The organism is Flagellimonas sp. (assembly GCF_965222555.1).
GTDB lineage: Bacteria > Bacteroidota > Bacteroidia > Flavobacteriales > Flavobacteriaceae > Flagellimonas.
The window spans coordinates 1644272-1664704 of record NZ_CBDCUG010000005.1 but is presented as its reverse complement, the minus strand read 5'-3'; the positions used below and the strand labels follow the sequence as shown (position 1 = coordinate 1664704).

Here is a 20433-nt window from a genome sequence, read left to right as displayed (position 1 = left end):
TATAATAGTAATACCTATTTTTATGGTGTTATTACCGCTTTTATGTTGTAAATTGTATGTGAAATGAGAAAAGTATACCTCTTAACTATCGCGTTTTTTTCTTTCCTGTCTTTTTTATCTGGGCAGGAAATCCAGATGGACAATATTAAGATTGGAGATAAATTAATTATCGGCGAACCTTCAAGTAATTCATATATCCATATTGATATTCCCAAAAATAACTTTATCATAAAACGGGGAGGACTTCCTAAAATAAGCGGTCTGCAGAATCAACATGTCATTGTAACCGATATTTCCTACGGAAAAAATACTATTGTGACTTTTAAAAACGCCAGGGGCAAAAAATTTTTCAAGGCCTACAAAACCTTTTCGGCCGACCTTGCCAAAGCATTGGAAACAGGGGAACTTGTTATTTCTAAAAGTTAGATTTTATTTTAGTGTTTTTTTGAGTCGATGTTCTTCCATTCTCACAATATAATTCACCAATGTATTGCCATTATCTGTTTGGAAAAGTAGCGTTTAGCACAAATACAATTTGGATTATCTTTAGGCAAAAACTTACTTATGAGCAAACATCGTTGCGGTTGGTGCGAAGGCGATTCACTATACGAAGACTATCATGATCAGGAATGGGGCGTGCCCGTTAAGGATGATGAAACCCTTTTTGAATTTTTGATTTTGGAAACTTTTCAAGCGGGTCTCAGTTGGATTACCGTATTAAAAAAGCGAGAAAACTTTAGAAAGGCCTTCGATGATTTTGATTATAAGAAGATTGCCAAATATGATCAGGCCAAAATTGAGGAGCTACTTGACAATCCTGGCATTATTCGCAATAAATTAAAGGTAAATGCTACAGTCTCCAATGCGCAGGCATTTATTAAGGTTCAAGAGGAATTTGGAAGTTTTAGCAATTATATCTGGGGGTTTGTGGACGGTAAACCCATTAAAAACTCACTCAAAAACTATAAGGAGGGACCAGCAACCACTCCATTATCTGATACTATCAGCAAAGATTTGAAAAAGCGAGGTTTCAAATTTGTAGGCAGTACCGTAATCTATGCCCAAATGCAGGCCACGGGAATGGTCAACGATCATGAGGTCAGTTGTTTTAGGTACAATGAAGTCTAGGGTTTAGCCTGTAGTATTTTTAAAAACTTTTCTCTCGGAATTTCCTCAGCACCCAGACTTTCCAAATGGTCTGTGTGCACTTGACAATCAACAAGCTCGTATTTTTTGTCCTGTAGTTCTTGTACCATTTTAATAAAGGCATATTTGGAAGCATTAGGCACTTTACTGAACATACTTTCGCCACAAAACACATGTCCTAAATCCACTCCGTACAACCCTCCTACCAACGCATCATTTTCCCAAACTTCGTAAGACTTTGCAAAACCACTATCAAAAAGGTTTACGTAAGCCGATTTCATTTTAGGGGTTATCCAGGTACCCTCTTGGCCTTTCCGTTCCGCTTTGGCGCAATTGTCCAACACTTTTTCAAAACAAGTATTTTGGGTAATTATAAATTGATTGCTTCGCAATACTTTTCGCATACTTTTGGAAATTCTTATTTTCTTTGGAAAGAGCACCATGCGTGGGTCAGGACTCCACCACATGATCAAGGTGTCCTGATTGAACCAAGGGAAAATTCCACTTTTATAGGCCAATAACAGGCGTTCCGGTGACAAGTCTCCCCCAACGGCCAACAAGCCATCATCATTTGCATTTTCAACTGGAGGAAATTCCAATCGGTCTCCCAAAAAGAACAGCGGAAAATCTTTTGAGTCTTTTTCCAAAATGCAATTTTAAATAAAGTTACAAATCTCTACTAAAAGATTAGAAGTCCACCAATATAGATCAGACTGCCTACCAGCATAAAAAGTAGGGTATACGGTAATATTTCTTTGGCCTTCAGCTTGGTAATTCCCAACAACGGTAACGCCCAAAATGGCTGTAGCATATTGGTTATTTGATCTCCATATGCCAAGGCCATTACCGCTTTTGGCAGCGGAACACCCAACTGAAGCGAAGATTCGAGCACCAGTGGCCCTTGAATGGCCCATTGCCCTCCTCCACTTGGCACAAAAATATTGACCAACCCAGCACTCAAAAAAGTAAAAATCGGTAATGTTGTATCTGTGCTTATGGACACAAAAAAGTCTGAAATCCCATTGATCATACCACTACTTGCCATAATTCCCATGATGCCAAAATACAATGGAAACTGAATCAAAATCCCCGCTGTATCACCAATGGCCTCTTCCACTGCTATTAAAAAGCTTTTAAAGCTTCCATGTAGTACTATGGCCAATCCCAACATAAAAAAATTGAGCATGTTAGGTGTAATGTTCAATTTCCGCAACGCAGGTAAGTATTGAAAGAGAAATGCCAGTAAAATCAGCCCTCCAAAAACAGAAGCCGCAATTCTGGAATAATCCAATTTCTCGGCACCTTTTAAGCTTTTTCTTCCTATGGATTGAAATCGATACTCCCTTAACTCAACACTTTTCGGAGCAGCCTGCTTGCCTAAAAAATAGGCCAGCGCACTTATTGATATAGCAACAAGAAGAAACAACGTAAGATTCCATCCACTGAAAACGGTCAATGAGGTGGAGATGATTTCAGGTAATTGACCAAGCACTTCCTGATTAGTGATACCTCCCATCAATTCCCTTAAATGTCCAGCTTCAGAAACCTTGATCGGGGCAGACCCACTTATTCCACCGTGCCAAACCATTAAACCCACATACCCCGAAGCTCCTATTAATGGATAGTTGATGGGAATATTATTAGCTTGGGCGTATTCTCCCACTTTTCTGGCCAAAATGGCTCCAAAAATGAGCCCCAGCCCCCAATTAAAGAACGAAACCAACATTGTTGGCAATGCAACTAACACTGCCGCATTGGATGTGTTTTTTACAAACTTGGTGATACGAAGTATCAATCTTTCCATAGGTTTGCTCAGCACCAAAACGTGGCCCAAAACCAGAATCAACATCATTTGGTAGGCAAATACCAAAAGGCCGCTGTTCCAAATACCATTTTCCCAATAGGACAGAATGGCAACTATATGGTTTCCCTCCGAAGTGTTCTCCGTGAAAACAAGTGCCAATACAATTGTTAATACCGTTAAGAGTACTGCAATTGTAAATGGGGAAGGCAAATACCTTCTAAAAATATGTTCTATGACCTTTGTAAGGCCCACGGTGGATTAAAAAGGTAAGTCATCGTGATCCTCTTCATTGAGGTCATCTGCTGGCTCAAAAGCTTCCATGGGAGGTACCGGAGGCATATTTTCATCTCCTTGGGCCGCTTCTAAATTTTCAATACGCCATCCTTGGATTGAATTAAAATATTTGGTCTCTCCCTGCGGATTTACCCACTCCCTACCTCTTAAATTGATACTCACTTTCACCATTTGCCCAACAGTGTAGCTGTTTAAAAGATCACATTTATCTTGGACAAATTCAACCAAAATATGTTGTGGATACTGCTCCTCTGTAGTGATTACCAATTCTCTTTTTCTGAAACCATTATTACCATACGTTTTGGTCTCATCAATCATTTTAATTCTTCCCTGAACTTCCATGTAATTTACTTTTCAATAGGCATCAAAAATACATAAAATGACCACCTTACGGGAAAGACCTAATAAAGAACTATCAACAAATTTTTACTTTTTCCGTTATCTTTAAAACCAATTTGCCCAAAAATGAACTTCAACCCCAAAAAGAAAGCTTCCAATATCACCCTGTTGATATCTGCATTTGTTATTGTAAGCCTTATTCTTTGGAACACAAACAGTTTTTTTAAGAAGTTCAAGGAAGAGGAACGTTTAAAAATGGAAATCTGGGCAACTGCCCAATCAGAACTTATCCAATCTTCGGTAGATCAAGAATTGGGAAATCTTACTTTAAAGGTAATGGGGAACAACACTTCTACCCCTATGATCTTGGTCAATGAGGAGGGCTCCATAAAGACCCACAACATTCCTGAGGAAAAAGCAACTGACAGTGTATACATTCAAAGAAAAATACGGCAGTTTGAAAGTGAGAACAGGCCCATACATATTATTCAGGAAGGAGAACTTTTGGAGACCCTTTATTATGGGAATTCGGAAGTTTTGAATAAACTAAAATACTATCCCTTGGCCTTGCTTCTTATCATCTGTCTTTTTGGAGCAGTCATTTTCTTTTTCTTTAAAACCAATAAAGCGTCAGAACAAAATAAGCTCTGGGCGGGAATGGCCAAGGAGACGGCACACCAAATTGGCACACCGTTGACTTCACTTTTGGGATGGAACGAGCTTTTAAAATCCGAGGACATCAATCCTGATATCACCAAGGAAATAGCCAAAGATATTACCCGACTACAGACGATTACAGAGCGATTTTCCAAAATAGGGTCCATTCCAGATCTAGAAATACATGACATTGTTGAAGAAACTGAAAAAGCTTATCAATATTTAAAGCGTAGAAGCTCTAAATTGGTGCATTTCTCTTTTAGTTCTGATATTGATAAGCTACCCGTGCTACTCAATCCCCCGTTATACAATTGGAGCATTGAAAATTTGGTAAAAAACGGGATAGATGCCATGAAGGGCAAGGGAAACATTTCCATTGAGATTGAAAAAAAGGGGCAAAACGTTAATATTTTGGTTTCGGATACCGGGCATGGAGTCCCTAAAAGTGATTTTCAGAACATCTTTAATCCCGGGGTAACATCAAAGCAAAGGGGTTGGGGCTTAGGACTTTCACTTGTTAAAAGAATTGTAGAAGAATACCATAAAGGGAAAATTAAAGTACTTTCGTCAAGTAAAGAAGGAACAATCATGCAAATTTCCCTTAAAGCTAACACCCCCTAAGTCATGGCAAAGGAAAAACAAGTTGCAATAAAAGATGCGGCATTGACCAACAATTGCCCAGAATGCTTTAACCAGGAGCTAAAGCTCACTTTTTATCAAAAACATACCTTCAACCCATTTTTTCATAGGACCACGGATCAGGTAACATCCGAAATAAAATGCAAGAAATGTTATTCCATTATTTATCCGGTGAACTGGACACCAGATATTGAAAGGGTGTTTGAATATTATAATAAATTGGTCACTCCCGATAAGACCTCCATACGGTTTACAACGCTCTTCCTTGTTCTTCTTGTGCTGATGCTATGCTTGGTTACTGCAGGGATTTACCTTTATATGGAAGGTTATTTTAAGTAGTTTCTAATTTTCTCAGCAGTAGCTTCAAATTCTTCTGGCCCCATACTTTCTTTATATTGAAAAGTAGCGTTCTTCATGCTATGCAAAGGAATAAGGTGCACATGGACGTGGGGAACTTCCAACCCAATTACAGATAGTCCAACCCGCTCACAGGGAACGGTTGCCTCAATTGCTTTCCCTACCTTTCTTGAAAACGCCATCAAGTTCATATATGCTTCTTCATCAAGGTCCATTATTTTGTCCACTTCCTTTTTAGGGACACACAGGGTATGGCCTTTTGCATTTGGGTTGATGTCCAGAAAAGCAAAATTGTCGTCATCCTCTGCAATTTTATAACAGGGAATTTCTCCATTGATGATCTTGGTGAAAATACTTGGCATGCTCGGTTTATTTGGTTTGGTTTTGAATAAAAAATCCCGCCATTTGAGACAGGATTAAATATAGGTATTTTAGTAGCTCTTAATCTCTGGTAATTTCTAAAATATCAAATTTTAACGTTCCGTTGGGCACCTGGATTTCTGCAACATCCCCAACGGATTTTCCCAACAATCCTTTTCCTATTGGTGAAGTCACTGATATTTTTCCGGCTTTCAAATCCGCTTCGCTTTCTGCTACCAAGGTGTATTTCATTTCCATGCCATTGGTCTGGTTCTTCAATTTTACAGTGGACAACACCAATACTTTTGAGGTGTCCAATTGGGACTCATCAATCAACCGGGCATTGGACAAGGTTTCCTCCATTTTAGAAATCTTCATTTCCAAAAGGCCCTGCGCTTCTTTGGCAGCATCGTATTCAGCGTTTTCAGACAAATCGCCCTTGTCTCTTGCTTCCGCAATGGCTTGGGAAGCCTTTGGTCTTTCCACATCTTTCAAGTGGTTCAACTCCTCTCTTAACTTCTTTAATCCTTCCGCTGTGTAATAAGATATCTTGCTCATGTCGTCATGTTTTAATGCAAAAGAACATTGAAGAAAATACACTTATTTTCCCAATGTGCTTTATCGCCAGAAATACAAAAAATCCTCTACGACCCCTATGCCGAGCATAGTTTTTTTGCGAGGATTTAACGCAAATATAGGTATTTTTTGCCCAAATTTGCCCTTGTAATGTTTTGAAATCCTAACTATGAGGCACCTGTGGAGCTGTATTTTGTTGATTTTCCTAATTTCTTGTAATTCAGATGGTACCAACCGCAATCCTTTCCTTCAAGAAGTCAGTTTTCGATTTGATCTGAACCTGAACCTTCCTTTATATTCCAACCTAAATACGATTGGAAATCCAGTCTACGTTGGGAACAATGGGGTAGGCACACGCGGGGCATTTGTTATGAGAACCAGCTTTGACACTTTTTTTGCCTTTGAGGCCAGTTGCCCCAACCATGCTCCAAATAACTGTTCTACCATGACCTTGGATGGGCAAAATGTGGTTTGTTCTTGCGAAGATTACACCTATAACCTTTTTACGGGTGAGCAATTGAACCGACCTGATGATGGCAAACGTTATTATGACCTACTTTTTTACAGGACAACTCAAAGTGGTAATATCATTACCATCTCCAACTAATCTGGATTATAAATTTCCCAAGATTTTATCCATTACCCAACTGGTTTGTAGCCCTGAATCTCCTGTTGAGGGGTGTATGGCTGTCCCGACTAAATGATTTTTGATGTTTTCCACGTGAAACTGTTGAATATGCTCTGGGTGGGGAACTTCTAAACTTTGTTTACCTGAAGCATTTTCCAATGTTATCGCAGCTTCATCCAATACTGAAAAACATATTCTCCCCTCCGAACCCAATATTTCAACCATATCTTCCCGTTTACATGACCCAAAATTCCAACTTCCACTCCCAACAACACCACTTTCATGCTTCCATGCTCCGGTAACCGCGTCGTAAGCGGAGTATAATCCTTGCTGATTTGAAGCAACTCCGTAAGCCTCTTTAATATCGCCCAATAAATAAGCAAACAAATCCAGCCCGTGACTGGCCAAGTCATCAAAATAACCACCAGGAGCTACCTTTTTATCCGTTCTCCAGTTGAGTGAACCATTAAGGTCCATTTCACTTGGTTGCTTTGTTTTTTGCCAATGAATATATCGAACTTCTCCAATCAGTTTCTCATCCAGCCACTGCTTCACTTTAAGGAATCTGGGCAAGGAACGTCTGTAATAAGCAATAAACAAAGGAAGCCCTTTTGATTTGAAGGCCTGGTAAATTGACAAGCTATCCTGATAAGTGGGGGCCATGGGTTTTTCTATGCAGCAGGGTTTCCCTGCTGCGGCCACTTGAAGTCCGTAAAATCGATGGGTATCTGGTGGAGTAGCAATATAGATGGCATCTATTTCCGGATTTTCAATAACCTCTTTCGCATCTGTTGTCCAATGCGGCACCTTATGCCTTAAGGCATAGTCCTTTGCTTTTTCGGCATCCCTCCGCATCACCATGCCTACCTCAAACCCATTTGTGATCTGATATGCGGGCACACTTTTTTTCTCTGTAACACCGCCACAGCCAATAACGCCCCACCGAATTGGAGTTTTATTAAAAAAATTAAGGGATTCTGTCATGATATATAAAAATACAGAATCCCTTAAAATAGTAATGACTCTATTTAAGAATCTCTTACATCAATATATGGATTCCCGCCTTCGTGGGAATGACATCTGACTCAATTAAAAATTAACTGCGGCCCCTAGCAAAAAGTTGATTCCGGCCTGGGGATAATAATAAATAAAACCTCCTCCATAATCTGCTCCGTTGGAAACAATGTCCTGATCCAAAACATTATTCACCAAACCAGTTAGTGCAATATTCTTTATAAAAGAGTTGACTTCAATAACATATTGTACGTTAAAATCTGTTTGGGAATAACTATCCAATATTGATGCCTCAGAATCTATATTACCCATATATTGCTCTCCCACATATTTTGAAAGCAATGAAACCTGAAGGTTGTCATTAGGTGCGAAGGTCAAAATACTTCCAGCAATTATGCTGGGTGAAAATGCAATATGGGTATTTCCCAGATTTTGAAGCACATCATCATTTTGAGAAATAAAGTCGACATTTCTATTATCGCTAAGTGCTACATTGGGTCTTAACATAAATTGTTTTCCCAGTTGGATATTGGCATCCAGCTCCAATCCCAAGCGATAGCTGTCCCCCACATTTTCTCTCAGCGGAGCTCCAACATCGTTCAGTTCGCCTGTGAGTACCAACTGATCTTTGTAACGCATATAGTACGCATTCGCATTCAATTGAAATGAGGGAGAGACATAACGCCATCCCAATTCAAAATCATTTAACCGTTCGGGTTTAGGATTCCCATTTTCATAATCGTTGCGGTTGGGTTCCCTATTGGCTACAGCATATGAAAAATAGAAGTTGTGGTTGGAGTTCAAGTCAAAAGTGATTCCAGCTTTAGGGTTAAAAAAATTAAAAGTGTCATCCACTAAACCGGTATCTTCTCCATTGGCTTCGTAACCCACGCCGCGATACTGCATATCTCCAAAAATTGACCACTTATCATCCAACTTATAGTTTGCCTTTACATAAGCATTGAAGTCAGTTTTTGTGGAATTGTCCTCATAATACCGATCTCTAATATTGGTATTGCTTGCAAAACGGGCCCAAATGACCTCACCGAAGTGATCTCCTTTATAGGTATTATATCCTCCACCCAAAATTAGGTCAAGGTTTTCTTTTTTGTGGTTTATGGATGCCACAACACCATAAACATCATTGTCCAACCATCTTCTTCGTACCAAATCAGCTGTATTGACAGTCTCTCCATTTACTGTCAAAGGTTCAAAACCATAGGTTGCAAAATCATCATCTTCCCTGAATTGCTCAAAAAATCCTCGCCCGCGAGTATAGTGCAATGCAATATTGGTGTTCCATTCAGAATTGATTGTTTCGTTCCAATGCAATTGAAAATGGTCTTGTTTATAATTGTCCTCTTCCCTTTCATAGAACTGTGTATTTCCATTTTCATCGGTATAGATTCCTGCAGAATTAAAAGTCCTATTGGTTCTTAAAGTTTCAGCATCAATACCATTCCATGCCTGATACGTTACCTCATGTCCGCCAAAAAGCAATGCTTTTACCAGGGTATTATCATCCTTGTACACGCCTTGCAAAAAATAACTATCCAGTTCAGAGCTGGCCCGGTCTATATAGCCGTCGGATGTAATCCGCGACAATCTTCCGGAAAGTTCAAAATGTTCATTGATGAGCCCAGTACTAAACTTCATATTATTCCTGAGGGTATTAAAACTCCCTATTGATGAAGATATTCTACCATAGGCTTGTTCCGAAAATGCATCGGTAAGTAAATTTAAACTGGCTCCAAAAGCACCTGCTCCGTTGGTAGATGTACCAACACCTCTTTGCAACTGCAAACTTTCAGTTGATGATGCAAAGTCGGGCATATTTACCCAAAAAGTACCTTGCGATTCCGCATCATTATACGGAATCCCATTAATGGTTACATTGACTCTTGTGGCGTCACTTCCTCGGACCCGTATCCCAGTATAGCCAATTCCGGCACCTGCATCAGATGTAGTGACCACAGCAGGTAAAAAGTTTATCAAAACAGGAATATCCTGCCCCAAATTTCTTGGAGCAATCTCATCCTTATCCAAATTAGAAAAAGTGATGGGAAATTCCTTGGTCACCCGAACTGCTTGTACCAGTACTTCATCCAATACAATTTTTTTGCCTTCAAGCGAATCTGTTGGCGATTGTTGTGCACTTGCCGTAAGTGCCAGCCCTGTAACCGCCATTGTTGTGAATAAGGTTTTAATGCGATGCTCTTGATTGTTTTTTGGTTTTCGCATTGAACCGCTTTTTACCTCTGCGGTCTTGAGGTTGATCATTGAATAAATCGGTTTCATCCGTAAAAATTTTACGAATAAAAGGGGCCATTATTCCTGTTAGTTAAAATGATTTTGTTTCAAAAGAAACATAGAAATTCCAAGATGCGCCTTGCGCAATCCCTTGGCAGCATTACCCGCCCAGGTTCATTGGGTATAATCTCAGCCTCAATAAAGTTATCAGTTCTCAGTGGTCAGTTCCAAGTCTCGTTCATTTGGATGAAGTCAATCTCAGAACTTTCAACTTTGCACTTTCAACTAAATAAAAGCACCCCTTTGAGATGCCGCAAATGTAAGACCGGATATTGATTTTTCATAGCAAAAAAGTATCATAATTAACATTTTTCTATAACTATACCCTATAGGCTTCCCGTATATATTGGAGTAATACATTTTTATGCTCCCCAGATCAAAGAATAGATTTACCATAAAAATTATTGCCGGTTATTTCATACTGGGCATAATAGCTTTGCTGGCCGGTTTCTTTATCTATGCTGAGTTCAATGACTATTTGGAAGCTCACAACAAAGAAAGCGGAAGCGTTAAACTACTAAAGACCAACTCTTTGCTCACAGAACTTTATGAAGCAGAAAACCTCTCTAAACTGGCATTACAAAATAGGAAAAGGAAAAATCTGAATGCCTACGCAAAAAAGGTAGATTCTATTTTCAATACTATAGAAGCATTGAAGCTGCTGACAAAAGATAGCCTTCAAATTGATAAGCTGAAAACTGTGCAAAAACTGTTACAGCAAAAGATGTATAACAATGCAGAGCTTAGAAAACTTAAAGTGAAAAATGAAAATAACGCACCTCTGGATTCTCTTTTGGAAGCCTTTAAAAAAATGGAAACAGATTTGGGCAGAATTACCCCTGAAACTTTTGTGCCCAATTTTCACCAGCTTCCGGTCAAGACCCAGAAATCCATCCAGGATTATGTAGCCCTATTGAATAAAAACATCCCAAAAAATACTACTGGTAAGACAAATACAAATGAACTTGATTCAATACTTACCCTATCCAAATCAATGTTGGAAGATGCAAAGGTGGAAACTGCAAAAATAGAACAATCAATGATTGCCAAAGAGTTACAAATCTACAAGGTAGACCTTGAGCTTTCCCAAAAACTCAGAAGCATTATCTCCGCATTCGAGCAAGAACTGATCATAGGAATTTATTCTGAAAACCTTGACAAACAAACACTCCTAAAAAGAAGTGCAAAATTTGCATGGGGTGCGGCCATTCTAGGTTTCATACTTGTTTGCATTTTCACTTTTTTGATTGCCAATGATTATTGGAAAGGGCAGCTATATCGAGAAAGATTGGAAAAAGAAAAAAAGTATTCCGAATCTCTTTTAAAAAGTAGGGAGCAATTAATATCAACCGTAAGCCATGATATAAGATCTCCGCTAAACACCATAAAGGGTTACATGGAATTAATGGAGCATGGAGCCATGGACAATAAGCAAGCACACTATTTTGATAACATGAAATCTGCAGCAGGATATGTTGAGAATCTTGTGAACGATCTTCTGGATTTTTCAAAATTGGAGGCTGGAAAAATACTAATTGAAAACATTCCTTTTGTCCTTTCGGAACTGATTGCCGAAACTGTCTCATACTTTAATGAATCAGATTCGAATAAATTCATTTCCCTAGAATTGGAAATCACTGAAAACTTGAAAGCTCCAATACTAGGAGATCCCTTCAGGGTTAGACAAATATTGACCAACCTAGTTGGTAATGCCTTTAAATTCACTCATAAGGGTTCAGTAAACATTAAGGCCTTTACCAAAGAAGAGAATGGGGTTTCCAAGGTAATAATTCAAGTAATTGATACCGGGATTGGTATTGAAAAAGAGAAACAAGAACTGATATTCAAAGAATTTGCACAAGCAGGAAGCTCCACTCCAAAAAAAATAAGAGGATACGGTTTGGGACTCACCATTTCAAAAAAACTTACAGAACTATTACACGGGTATTTGAAGGTTGAAAGTGAAATAAACAAGGGGAGTACATTTACCTTTTCGATGCCCTTGAAATTTTCAAGCAAAGCCATTCCTTCTAAAAAAAACCAAAGTGCCAATTTTGAAAACAAATCATCTCTCATCATTCTGGATGACGACCAAAGCTTGCTTAAACTCTTAAAAGAAACCTGTAAAATACATGGTCTTGAGGTAAAAACATTTTCATGTTTTGAAGATTTAAAAAAAGCACCCCCATTGGACTACGATGTTGTTTTAACTGACATTCAAATGCCAAAAACGAATGGGTTTGAAGTGATTAATAAGTTTAAAAAAGGAGCTGTTCCAAACTATAAAAACCAACCTATTATCGCAATGACCGGTCAACGGGAAATTCCAAAGGGTCAATTCCTCAATGCTGGATTTAAGGATGTTCTTTTAAAACCTTTTTCAAACGAAAGTCTAGTAAAAATCCTAAAAGGCATTGACGAATCTTTTGATTCAGTAATTGCTAAAAATGATGCATTGAAAGGTGTGTCTTCTGATTTGTTCAGTACGGAAATCATCTCTTCTTTTTTGGACAATGAGCAGGCGGTCTTTGAGGTTTTATGCACTTTTTTGAGCAATACGGATAAAAACCTTAACCTTCTTTCAAAGGCGGTTAAAGAAAGAAGGTATACTAAAATTAGAGCCATTTCACATAAAATGCTTCCTATGTTCAGGCAACTCAAAGTTGAAAGTGTGGTGCCCATTTTAGAAGGTTTTGAACAAATCACATCAGGTGTTTCATCCAAAAAGAACCTTGAAGATTTAGGGTTACTAAAATTTTACGTTAACGAGTTGGAAAAGGAAATACGAACTTATCTGGCTACACTTTTAGCTGATAGTAATTGATTTTGTTGTAAAGGGTCTTTCTGGTTATCTGCAAAAGCTTGGCGGCTTTGCTCTTGTTAAAATTAGTCTGCTTCAATGCTTTAAGGATTCTTTCTTTTTCAAAATTATGCTTTGAAAAATCTTCTAATTCATCTTCTTTTGATTCAATCTTCAAAATTTGGGGGATGGCATCCAATTTTACGGTATCTCCATCCGTAAACAATACGGCACGTTTAATCACATTTTTAAGTTCCCTAAGATTTCCTGGCCAGTGATAATTAAACAATACCTGTCTTACTACTTCGGATAACTGGCCGACATTTTTGTTCAGTTCGGCATTGGCATTTTGCAAAAAGAACTCAACAAATAGCATCAGATCTTCTTTTCTATCCTTTAATGCTGGAATTTCAATGGAAAATTCATTCAGGCGGTGAAATAAATCTTCTCTAAAATTGCCTTGTTCAACAGCTTCCATCAAATCTTCATTGGTCGCGGCCACAATCCGAACATCCACAAAGACCTCCCGGGTACTTCCTACCCTCTTTATTTTTCGTTCCTGAATTGCCCTGAGCAATTGCACTTGATTTTCATAGGAAAGATTTCCAATCTCATCCAAAAAAAGCGTACCACCATTTGCCGCTTCAAAATGCCCAATTTTGTCTTCAATGGCCCCCGTAAAGCTCCCCTTTATATGGCCAAAAAACTCGCTAGTGGCCAATTCCTTGGGTATGGCCCCACAATCAACGGCTACAAAATTTTTATCCTTTCGTTTACTGATATCATGAATCGCCCTAGCTGTTACTTCCTTTCCAGTACCACTTTCCCCAGTCAATAAAACCGACATATTTGTTGGAGCTACCAGTTCAATATACTGTTGCAATTTTTTTGATGCCTCACTATTCCCTACTATTTTGTTTGCAGGCCAGACATCTCTTTTGGTAATTGCATTATCAATTTCCTGAGATATTGGCTCTTTGGAATCATCCACATGCAACGCACTGGCAATAACTTCCAATATACTTTCAGGTGTAAAAGGTTTCGAGATATAATCAAACGCCCCCTTTTTCATGGCCTGCACGGCAGTTTTAACTTCGGCAAAGCCTGTCATTAAAATTACACGGGTTTTGGGCGATTTCTCCTTTACTCTGGAAAGCAAGGAAATACCATCTCCTTCTGGTAGTCTAACATCTGACAGAATGATATCAAAAAAAGTACCCTTTAGTTCTTCTTTGGCTTCTTTAAGATTGGAGCTTGAGGAAACCTCATAACCTTGCCTGGCCAAAAACTTTTGAAGCATTTGACAGAATGCGGTATCGTCCTCAATGATTAAGATTTTGGGCATATCTCAGTATCTAATATACGATACCGATGTTGTAAGGGACTTTAAATATTTGGTAAAATTGTCACAAAAAGGAGGGGTTTGCAGTTGCAAACCCCTCCCAAACCAAACTAACCTAACACGATTAATCAAAACTCATGCTATATCTCTATCCAATTGCCTTCAGCATCCGCATAAACGGTGCCCTTGGTGCCATCTTTGAGGGATAGTTCCAATTTATATTGATCTGACTCATTTTTGTAAGCTTTGTCTACACTGGCTGTTGGGTAATCTTTTTTGACGGCGGCTTTTACGGTCTCCGGTAAATCCGCAACATTGATTTCTTGGAAATCCTGTATTGAGGCTATTGCTGTAGTCTCATCTGTTTGCAACTCTGCGGTTTCTTCCTGAGCCATAGCTGTTAAACCAACAAAAGACAAAACTGTGGCAAAAAATAAATTTTTCATGGTGTATTCTATTTTTAAAAAATTAAACTTGACTATCCCTATGAAAATCCAATGCCCTTTTTTGAGATAACAAAAAAAAGTTGTAAGTGATTGATAAATAGCAAGTTATTTTTACCTCAAAAAAAGATACAGTGTGTATTTTTGTTTACAGAGCCCTAAAAAGTGTATATTTTTTACACAGAAAAGGCTGCCGAAGCAGCCCTTTCAACTTCACCAATATTCTAACCTTAAAAGATATTGGCTGTCGTGGATAACGCAAAGGTTAGTGTTTGCATAGCATCATCCTGATTTTCTTTTTTTTCTCGTTTTATATTCATTGTTCAAATAGGGTACCACAAGGCAAACGGCCAAAACAAAGGAGAACAACCCAAGAACAAATACGATTTTAAAAAGCATTTTCTGTGTTTCTATATATTGGACACCATTTTTTTAATTAGGTCACAAAGAAAAGGTCGTACATGGTACGACCTTCCAACCAAATCAACCAACCAAAAAAATCTAGACATCCTCGCCTAGATGTATCTTTAATTTCTTTTGCTTACAATTTCTTTCTTCTTCAAACATTTTTCGTGCTTCTATATATTGGACACCATTTTTTTAATTAGGTCACATCTCCAACAAAAAATGCGGCCTTGGATAAAATTCCAAGGCCGCATTTCAGTAAAACAAGTTCTATAACTATGCTTGATGTGTAGGTTTCAACAAGTCGTTAACGGTTTTCACTGGATTAAATGTCACCAACGGAACCTCAACAAAAATAGTGTTCCAAAAAGCCATAGCGCCATTCCATAGTCCAGGTAGCTCCAAGGCTTTAAGTTCCTTTCCTTCTTTGGTCTTGTTGGTGATAAAACCCTGTTTTTCATCCACAAAATCCAAAAGATTGTACTTTTCTCCTTTAAAGTTTCTTACCCCACAAATCAAATCTACAGGATTAAAGTGTGTTGCATTTTTCAAAATAGCTGCCTGCTCCTCGTTTGACATATCGATTTGGGCAGATTCTATAATTTGAAGGGAAACATCTCCTTTTGAATTATAAATCCAAAACGGTCCTCCTCCAGGCTCTCCTTCATTTTTCACCATTCCGCACACTCTAATAGGACGATTCAACTTATCCTTCAACACCTCTATCTGTTTAGTTAGGTCTAAATCATCAAAACCGTTGGACAACTTCGCGTTCAATTCTTCTTCCAGAAAATGCTTGATTTCCACCACCTGCTCTTCAGACGCATTACCATCTTCAAGCAACCTTGCATAAGCGAAAGCTTTTGTTTGTGCTTTTCTTAAAACACCTGCCAACATTTTTTTGCTGTTTGCCACTTCATTCAAATTCCCATCAATTACCACATTGTCTATGTTTTTGATGAAAATAACATCAGCATCTTGGTCATTTAAATTTTCAATTAACGACCCATGTCCAGCCGGCCTAAACAACAAAGATCCATCATTGTTCCTAAACGGTTTGTTTTCCATATCCACAGCAATTGTGTCTGTTGAAGGTTTTTGGTTGGAATAGGAAATATCGAATTGTGTATCTGTTGCTTTTTCAGTTTTTGGGCCCACGCTGTCATGTTCTGCTTTGAACATATCGTTGTGCTGTTCCGAAATAGTGAAGTGAAGATTGGCTGTTCCATCCGTTTTTGCATAAAGTGATGCTTCCTTTAAGTGTTCTTCAAAAGGAGTGGCACTTCCAGAACTATAATTATGAAAAGGAAGTAATCCCTTGGGGTAAAACCCGTAGTTTAATCCTTCTGTCACCAACATTTCCTTTACAAACAAATAGATTTCTTCATCTCTATTAGATGTCTTGCCCGAAATTCTTTCCATAATAATGGAATAGAAAGGAAAGTTCTCCATTCCATCAACAAATTGTTTAACGGCAGTATCTCCAGTTCTATCTATATAAGTCGATAACTTCTCTTTTGAAAAATCATAGGCATCCAAAAAATTGAACATTGCCTTGAACATTCTGGAAGCAGCTCCTGAAGCTGGAACAAATTTTAGCAGTTCCAACGTCTTTCTTGAATCTTCAAAATATTGAATCAATTCCTTTTGATCTTCTTCAGAAAACCTAAAAATACCATCTGAAACTACCGCTGCACTTTTAAGTTTCACAAACGGAATCCCAGCTTTGAATGTTTCTATTTGATTTTCAACTTTTTCTTTGGAGATACCTTTTTTTTGAAGCTGTTCTTGGTCATTTACAGTTAAGTCTATCATGCTTTGAGAAGTTTATCAATATGTTTGATTGCGGTTTTAAGCCTTGTTTGTTTATCTCCCTTCAAGATAACGAAATTCCTATCATATTTTTCCAAAGCTTCTTGAAAGCACTTGAACATTTTTTCCCTTTCATTGGGTTTGTCCCTAAGATCATCTGGCTCCCAAGGCGTATCTATATAGGTCAAAAAATACAAATCATAGGTATTCTGTAAGGCGTACTTTTCCAATATTGGATCACAATGTCCAATATAATAGGCCTCCGAATACACCTTGGTCTCCAATAAATCCGTATCGCAGATAAGCAAGTCCGTTGTTTTTTTGGACAATTCATTTTCCAAGCGAATCTGTCCTTCGGCAATTGGCAATAAATCATGAGGTTCGCAGGTTTTACGTTCGTTGTTCCATTTATCCTGCAAATATTCCCTAGCATATTCCGGCACCCAGACTGTATTGTAGTGTCTGGCCAACTGCTGGGAAAGTGTGGTTTTACCAGTGGATTCCGGTCCAAACAAAACTATTTTAACAAGGTCTGAGGGCTCTTGCCTAAGTTTTTCTTCCATGCCTTATACCCATAAATGGCAATAATAGTTAATAAAAAATATAGCAGAGAACTAAAAATAAGCCCTTTATACCAATATAACGGTACCGTAATGATATCTCCAATGATCCAATATATCCAGTTCTCCAATTTCTTCTTTGCCATCAACCACATGCCCACAAAAAATATGGCTGTGGTCACGGTATCCACATAAGCGGTCCATACATTGAATTTATCAGCAAGAAAATAAACGACACTTACAAATACTATGGTGCCCACAAAAAGAAAAACCGACCATTTTTTTTCATTCACAGTGGTCTTGGTTATGGGAACAAAATGCGTTTCGTCCACTTTCCGCGTCCACAGATACCATCCTATGATACTCATGATAAAATAATAGGCATTGATGAGCATATCGCCCAAAAGTCCCCAAAAAAGCAAAATATATGCTGCAATTCCCGTAGCAATTATCCCGGTGGGATACACCAAAATATTTTCCCTTTTGGAATACCAAACGCTCAAGAGTGCAAAGACCACACTTATGAGTTCCAATACCACAATATGGGTAGAAACCCCTTCGTATTGTGAAAAAATCCAATCAAAAATGTGGCTCATATCCGCTCCGGTCCGATTTAACCATCTTCATTGTCAATACCACATGTTCTAAATTCATGAAAGTTTCTTTTATTTCGGTTTGAAGCAGCTTCATCACCTCGTCATAAGCTCCATAAACTTGAGTGCTCAAGGGGTTTTCTAAAACCGTAAGCCCAGAAGCTCTTAATTTTTTAATGAATTCGATAATTGGAGGTTCAAAATTATCTTGTAAAGGGGTCAGGGTAAGTTCAACAGATATGTTCATGGGCATTATAAGGTTTGTAGCGACAAAACTACTAAAAAGAAGCATCAACCACCCATCATTCGAAGTGCATATACACAGGTAAATCCATCAAATTCCGTAAACTCTACTTCATAGTGCGATTTGTTCCCCTTATATAAAATTTGAGCAACTGTCCTTTTATCATCAAATGCAAAATCCATAACATCAATATGCTTTAAAAAGCTAAGCCCTTGTTCCGCATAAATCTTATAAAGTGACTCTTTTGCCCCCCAAACTATGGTCAACTTTCTAATAATCGCTTCGGTATTGGCCAACGTTCTGTATTCTTCCAGGGGAGTGAACTTATTTGCAATCCTTAGGATTTTATCACGTTGCATCTCAATATCAATGCCTACTTCATCAGTAGAGCTTACAATAATACCCGTGTAATTACGGGAATGGGTTATGGATATATGATTTCCATCTTTTAAATGTGGCTTTCCAAAATCGTCATAATACATGTCATGGTCCTTATACCCTGCCTCATCCATTAAGTGGCGAATGCTTAGGAAAGCCCTTCTATGGATTTCGGATTTCATGCCATCAATTCGTTTTTGGCAATGCGGGGTGAGTACAATTCCTCGGGAAAGTTGCTCTTCTGGCTCCTCAACTTTCCAGATATGCGCTTTAGTGGTGGGTGAAACTGTTATGGTTTTGTAAATAGGCACTGTTAAAAATTAAGTGATTTCGTATCTTTGCATCCTATTTTAGCTAAGCTACAAAAAGTAAATCGAAGATAAATATGAGCACAAAGACAATTCCATATGTTCCTTACAAAGTAAAAGATATTTCCCTTGCGGATTGGGGGCGGAAAGAGATTGAGCTTGCCGAGGCGGAGATGCCAGGTTTGATGGCATTGCGTGAAGAATATAGAACTGAACAGCCCCTTAAGGGAGCAAGAATTGCCGGATGCCTGCACATGACCATCCAAACGGCAGTTTTGATTGAGACTTTGGTTGAATTAGGAGCTGATGTTACCTGGAGTTCATGCAACATTTTCTCTACCCAAGATCATGCTGCAGCTGCCATTGCAGCCGCAGGAATCCCAGTTTATGCTTGGAAGGGAATGACGGAGGAGGAATTTGACTGGTGTATTGAACAAACCCTATTCTTTGGTGAGGACAGAGCGCCTTTGAACATGATTTTGGATGACGGAGGAGATCTTACCAATATGGTATTGGATCAATATCCTGAATTGGCAGCCGGTGTTAAAGGGCTTTCCGAAGAAACTACAACGGGAGTTCACCGTTTATACGAGCGAGTAAAAAATGGGACACTGCCCATGCCAGCCATCAACGTGAACGATTCTGTTACCAAATCCAAGTTTGACAATAAATATGGTTGTCGTGAAAGTGCGGTTGATGCCATAAGAAGAGCTACCGATACCATGTTGGCCGGGAAGAAAGTAGTGGTTGCCGGTTATGGAGACGTAGGAAAAGGAACTGCTGCTTCATTTAGAGGTGCTGGTGCCATTGTTACGGTTACCGAAATTGATCCTATTTGTGCATTACAGGCTTGCATGGATGGCTACGAAGTAAAGAAATTGGAAACTGTTGTTGGCAAAGCCGATGTGGTCATTACCACAACCGGAAACAAGGATATCATTCGTGAAGAGCATTTTAGGGCTTTGAAGGACAAGGCCATTGTTTGCAATATTGGTCATTTTGACAATGAAATTGACATGGCTTGGTTGAATGGAGCCTATGGAAATACCAAAGACGAAATAAAGCCACAGGTAGACAAGTACACTATTGAAGGTAAAGATGTCATTGTTTTGGCTGAAGGTAGATTGGTCAATCTAGGTTGTGCTACAGGACATCCAAGTTTTGTGATGAGTAACTCATTCACCAACCAAACCTTGGCACAAATTGAGCTTTGGAACAATAGCGACAAATACGAAAATGAAGTGTATATGCTTCCCAAGCATTTGGATGAAAAAGTGGCCAAACTTCACCTAGCACGTTTGGGCGCCGAACTTACCGAGCTTAAACAAGATCAAGCAGATTATATTGGCGTGAAAGTGGAAGGCCCTTTCAAGCCGGATTACTATAGATATTAGATCTTGGAATGGAATACTATTGAAGCCCTC

At 38.7% G+C, this 20433-nt stretch carries 21 protein-coding genes; 7 read left to right on the top strand and 14 right to left on the bottom strand.

The window, feature by feature from the left end:
* Positions 1–63 precede the first annotated feature (63 nt).
* Both ACOQO1_RS15900 and ACOQO1_RS15895 read left to right on the top strand, forming a co-directional pair.
* Complete coding sequence (locus ACOQO1_RS15900; RefSeq protein WP_420603871.1) at positions 64–426, top strand: hypothetical protein; 363 nt, start codon at positions 64–66, stop codon at positions 424–426.
* 138 nt (positions 427–564) lie between these two features.
* Positions 565–1128, top strand: a complete 564-nt coding sequence (locus ACOQO1_RS15895; protein WP_420603870.1) for a DNA-3-methyladenine glycosylase I — start codon at positions 565–567, stop codon at positions 1126–1128.
* On the opposite strand, the gene aat is transcribed toward ACOQO1_RS15895, so the two are convergent.
* The 3 genes from aat to ACOQO1_RS15880 are packed head-to-tail and all read right to left on the bottom strand — an operon-like array spanning position 1125 to position 3586.
* Positions 1125–1793: a leucyl/phenylalanyl-tRNA--protein transferase gene (gene aat / locus ACOQO1_RS15890; RefSeq protein WP_420603869.1), complete on the bottom strand. Its 669-nt coding sequence runs from the start codon at positions 1791–1793 to the stop codon at positions 1125–1127. The two genes, ACOQO1_RS15895 and aat, sit on opposite strands and share 4 nt — an antisense overlap.
* Before the next feature lie 32 nt (positions 1794–1825).
* The gene (locus tag ACOQO1_RS15885; protein ID WP_420603868.1) at positions 1826–3202 is read right to left on the bottom strand and encodes a short-chain fatty acid transporter; all 1377 of its coding nucleotides are present in this window, start codon (positions 3200–3202) and stop codon (positions 1826–1828) included.
* A gap of 6 nt (positions 3203–3208) precedes the next feature.
* Entirely contained in the window at positions 3209–3586 is a 378-nt protein-coding gene (locus tag ACOQO1_RS15880; protein ID WP_420603867.1) for a DUF3127 domain-containing protein, read from the bottom strand.
* 123 nt (positions 3587–3709) lie between these two features.
* On the opposite strand from ACOQO1_RS15880, the gene ACOQO1_RS15875 reads away from it, so the two are divergent.
* Both ACOQO1_RS15875 and ACOQO1_RS15870 read left to right on the top strand, forming a co-directional pair.
* Complete coding sequence (locus ACOQO1_RS15875; protein ID WP_420603866.1) at positions 3710–4861, top strand: sensor histidine kinase; 1152 nt, start codon at positions 3710–3712, stop codon at positions 4859–4861.
* Between the two features lie 3 nt (positions 4862–4864).
* A complete protein-coding gene (locus ACOQO1_RS15870; protein ID WP_420603865.1) occupies positions 4865–5218 on the top strand; it encodes a hypothetical protein in 354 nt (117 codons plus the stop codon).
* Here the strand turns inward: ACOQO1_RS15870 and ACOQO1_RS15865 are convergent.
* Positions 5206–5598: an HIT family protein gene (locus ACOQO1_RS15865; protein ID WP_420603864.1), complete on the bottom strand. Its 393-nt coding sequence runs from the start codon at positions 5596–5598 to the stop codon at positions 5206–5208. The genes ACOQO1_RS15870 and ACOQO1_RS15865 overlap by 13 nt on opposite strands.
* A 79-nt stretch (positions 5599–5677) precedes the next feature.
* Complete coding sequence (gene greA / locus ACOQO1_RS15860; RefSeq protein ID WP_420603863.1) at positions 5678–6154, bottom strand: transcription elongation factor GreA; 477 nt, start codon at positions 6152–6154, stop codon at positions 5678–5680.
* A gap of 187 nt (positions 6155–6341) precedes the next feature.
* Between greA and ACOQO1_RS15855 the strand changes: the two genes are divergently transcribed.
* Complete coding sequence (locus tag ACOQO1_RS15855) at positions 6342–6779, top strand: Rieske (2Fe-2S) protein (RefSeq protein ID WP_420603862.1); 438 nt, start codon at positions 6342–6344, stop codon at positions 6777–6779.
* 6 nt (positions 6780–6785) lie between these two features.
* On the opposite strand, the gene ACOQO1_RS15850 is transcribed toward ACOQO1_RS15855, so the two are convergent.
* On the bottom strand, positions 6786–7784 hold the full coding sequence (locus tag ACOQO1_RS15850) for a Gfo/Idh/MocA family protein (protein ID WP_420603861.1): 999 nt from the start codon (positions 7782–7784) through the stop codon (positions 6786–6788).
* A gap of 105 nt (positions 7785–7889) precedes the next feature.
* The gene (locus tag ACOQO1_RS15845) at positions 7890–10112 is read right to left on the bottom strand and encodes a TonB-dependent receptor (RefSeq protein WP_420603860.1); all 2223 of its coding nucleotides are present in this window, start codon (positions 10110–10112) and stop codon (positions 7890–7892) included.
* Between the two features lie 376 nt (positions 10113–10488).
* On the opposite strand from ACOQO1_RS15845, the gene ACOQO1_RS15840 reads away from it, so the two are divergent.
* On the top strand, positions 10489–12948 hold the full coding sequence (locus ACOQO1_RS15840; protein WP_420603859.1) for an ATP-binding protein: 2460 nt from the start codon (positions 10489–10491) through the stop codon (positions 12946–12948).
* On the opposite strand, the gene ACOQO1_RS15835 is transcribed toward ACOQO1_RS15840, so the two are convergent.
* The 7 genes from ACOQO1_RS15835 to ACOQO1_RS15805 form a co-directional block, all read right to left on the bottom strand.
* Positions 12923–14269 carry a sigma-54-dependent transcriptional regulator gene (locus tag ACOQO1_RS15835; RefSeq protein WP_420603858.1) on the bottom strand — a complete coding sequence of 449 codons (1347 nt, stop codon included), beginning with the start codon at positions 14267–14269 and terminating at the stop codon, positions 12923–12925. The genes ACOQO1_RS15840 and ACOQO1_RS15835 overlap by 26 nt on opposite strands.
* A 137-nt stretch (positions 14270–14406) precedes the next feature.
* Positions 14407–14712 (bottom strand): hypothetical protein, encoded by a 306-nt coding sequence (locus tag ACOQO1_RS15830; RefSeq protein ID WP_420603857.1) that lies wholly within the window; start codon positions 14710–14712, stop codon positions 14407–14409.
* Positions 14713–15390: 678 nt separating this feature from the next.
* Entirely contained in the window at positions 15391–16929 is a 1539-nt protein-coding gene (locus ACOQO1_RS15825) for a DUF4301 family protein (RefSeq protein ID WP_420603856.1), read from the bottom strand.
* Positions 16926–17489, bottom strand: a complete 564-nt coding sequence (locus ACOQO1_RS15820; RefSeq protein ID WP_420603855.1) for an AAA family ATPase — start codon at positions 17487–17489, stop codon at positions 16926–16928. The genes ACOQO1_RS15825 and ACOQO1_RS15820 overlap by 4 nt, the downstream gene beginning before the upstream one ends.
* A complete protein-coding gene (gene pnuC, locus ACOQO1_RS15815) occupies positions 17444–18082 on the bottom strand; it encodes a nicotinamide riboside transporter PnuC (RefSeq protein WP_420603854.1) in 639 nt (212 codons plus the stop codon). Before pnuC ends, ACOQO1_RS15820 begins: the two co-directional genes overlap by 46 nt.
* On the bottom strand, positions 18066–18326 hold the full coding sequence (locus ACOQO1_RS15810; RefSeq protein ID WP_420603853.1) for a thiamine-binding protein: 261 nt from the start codon (positions 18324–18326) through the stop codon (positions 18066–18068). The genes pnuC and ACOQO1_RS15810 overlap by 17 nt, the downstream gene beginning before the upstream one ends.
* Before the next feature lie 44 nt (positions 18327–18370).
* Positions 18371–19012 (bottom strand): 4'-phosphopantetheinyl transferase family protein, encoded by a 642-nt coding sequence (locus ACOQO1_RS15805; RefSeq protein ID WP_420603852.1) that lies wholly within the window; start codon positions 19010–19012, stop codon positions 18371–18373.
* Positions 19013–19086: 74 nt separating this feature from the next.
* On the opposite strand from ACOQO1_RS15805, the gene ahcY reads away from it, so the two are divergent.
* Entirely contained in the window at positions 19087–20403 is a 1317-nt protein-coding gene (ahcY, locus tag ACOQO1_RS15800; protein ID WP_420603851.1) for an adenosylhomocysteinase, read from the top strand.
* The last annotated feature ends 30 nt before the right edge of the window (positions 20404–20433 follow it).

Coding starts and splice junctions, on each gene's coding strand:
- ACOQO1_RS15825 (WP_420603856.1), bottom strand. CDS start 16,929: ATGATAGACTTAACTGTAAATGACCAAGAACAGCTTCAAAAAAAAGGT.
- greA (WP_420603863.1), bottom strand. CDS start 6,154: ATGAGCAAGATATCTTATTACACAGCGGAAGGATTAAAGAAGTTAAGA.
- ACOQO1_RS15880 (WP_420603867.1), bottom strand. CDS start 3,586: ATGGAAGTTCAGGGAAGAATTAAAATGATTGATGAGACCAAAACGTAT.
- ACOQO1_RS15820 (WP_420603855.1), bottom strand. CDS start 17,489: ATGGAAGAAAAACTTAGGCAAGAGCCCTCAGACCTTGTTAAAATAGTT.
- ACOQO1_RS15875 (WP_420603866.1), top strand. CDS start 3,710: ATGAACTTCAACCCCAAAAAGAAAGCTTCCAATATCACCCTGTTGATA.
- ACOQO1_RS15865 (WP_420603864.1), bottom strand. CDS start 5,598: ATGCCAAGTATTTTCACCAAGATCATCAATGGAGAAATTCCCTGTTAT.
- ACOQO1_RS15855 (WP_420603862.1), top strand. CDS start 6,342: ATGAGGCACCTGTGGAGCTGTATTTTGTTGATTTTCCTAATTTCTTGT.
- ACOQO1_RS15850 (WP_420603861.1), bottom strand. CDS start 7,784: ATGACAGAATCCCTTAATTTTTTTAATAAAACTCCAATTCGGTGGGGC.
- ahcY (WP_420603851.1), top strand. CDS start 19,087: ATGAGCACAAAGACAATTCCATATGTTCCTTACAAAGTAAAAGATATT.
- ACOQO1_RS15900 (WP_420603871.1), top strand. CDS start 64: ATGAGAAAAGTATACCTCTTAACTATCGCGTTTTTTTCTTTCCTGTCT.
- ACOQO1_RS15830 (WP_420603857.1), bottom strand. CDS start 14,712: ATGAAAAATTTATTTTTTGCCACAGTTTTGTCTTTTGTTGGTTTAACA.
- ACOQO1_RS15870 (WP_420603865.1), top strand. CDS start 4,865: ATGGCAAAGGAAAAACAAGTTGCAATAAAAGATGCGGCATTGACCAAC.
- pnuC (WP_420603854.1), bottom strand. CDS start 18,082: ATGAGCCACATTTTTGATTGGATTTTTTCACAATACGAAGGGGTTTCT.
- ACOQO1_RS15895 (WP_420603870.1), top strand. CDS start 565: ATGAGCAAACATCGTTGCGGTTGGTGCGAAGGCGATTCACTATACGAA.
- ACOQO1_RS15845 (WP_420603860.1), bottom strand. CDS start 10,112: ATGAAACCGATTTATTCAATGATCAACCTCAAGACCGCAGAGGTAAAA.
- ACOQO1_RS15840 (WP_420603859.1), top strand. CDS start 10,489: ATGCTCCCCAGATCAAAGAATAGATTTACCATAAAAATTATTGCCGGT.
- ACOQO1_RS15810 (WP_420603853.1), bottom strand. CDS start 18,326: ATGAACATATCTGTTGAACTTACCCTGACCCCTTTACAAGATAATTTT.
- ACOQO1_RS15835 (WP_420603858.1), bottom strand. CDS start 14,269: ATGCCCAAAATCTTAATCATTGAGGACGATACCGCATTCTGTCAAATG.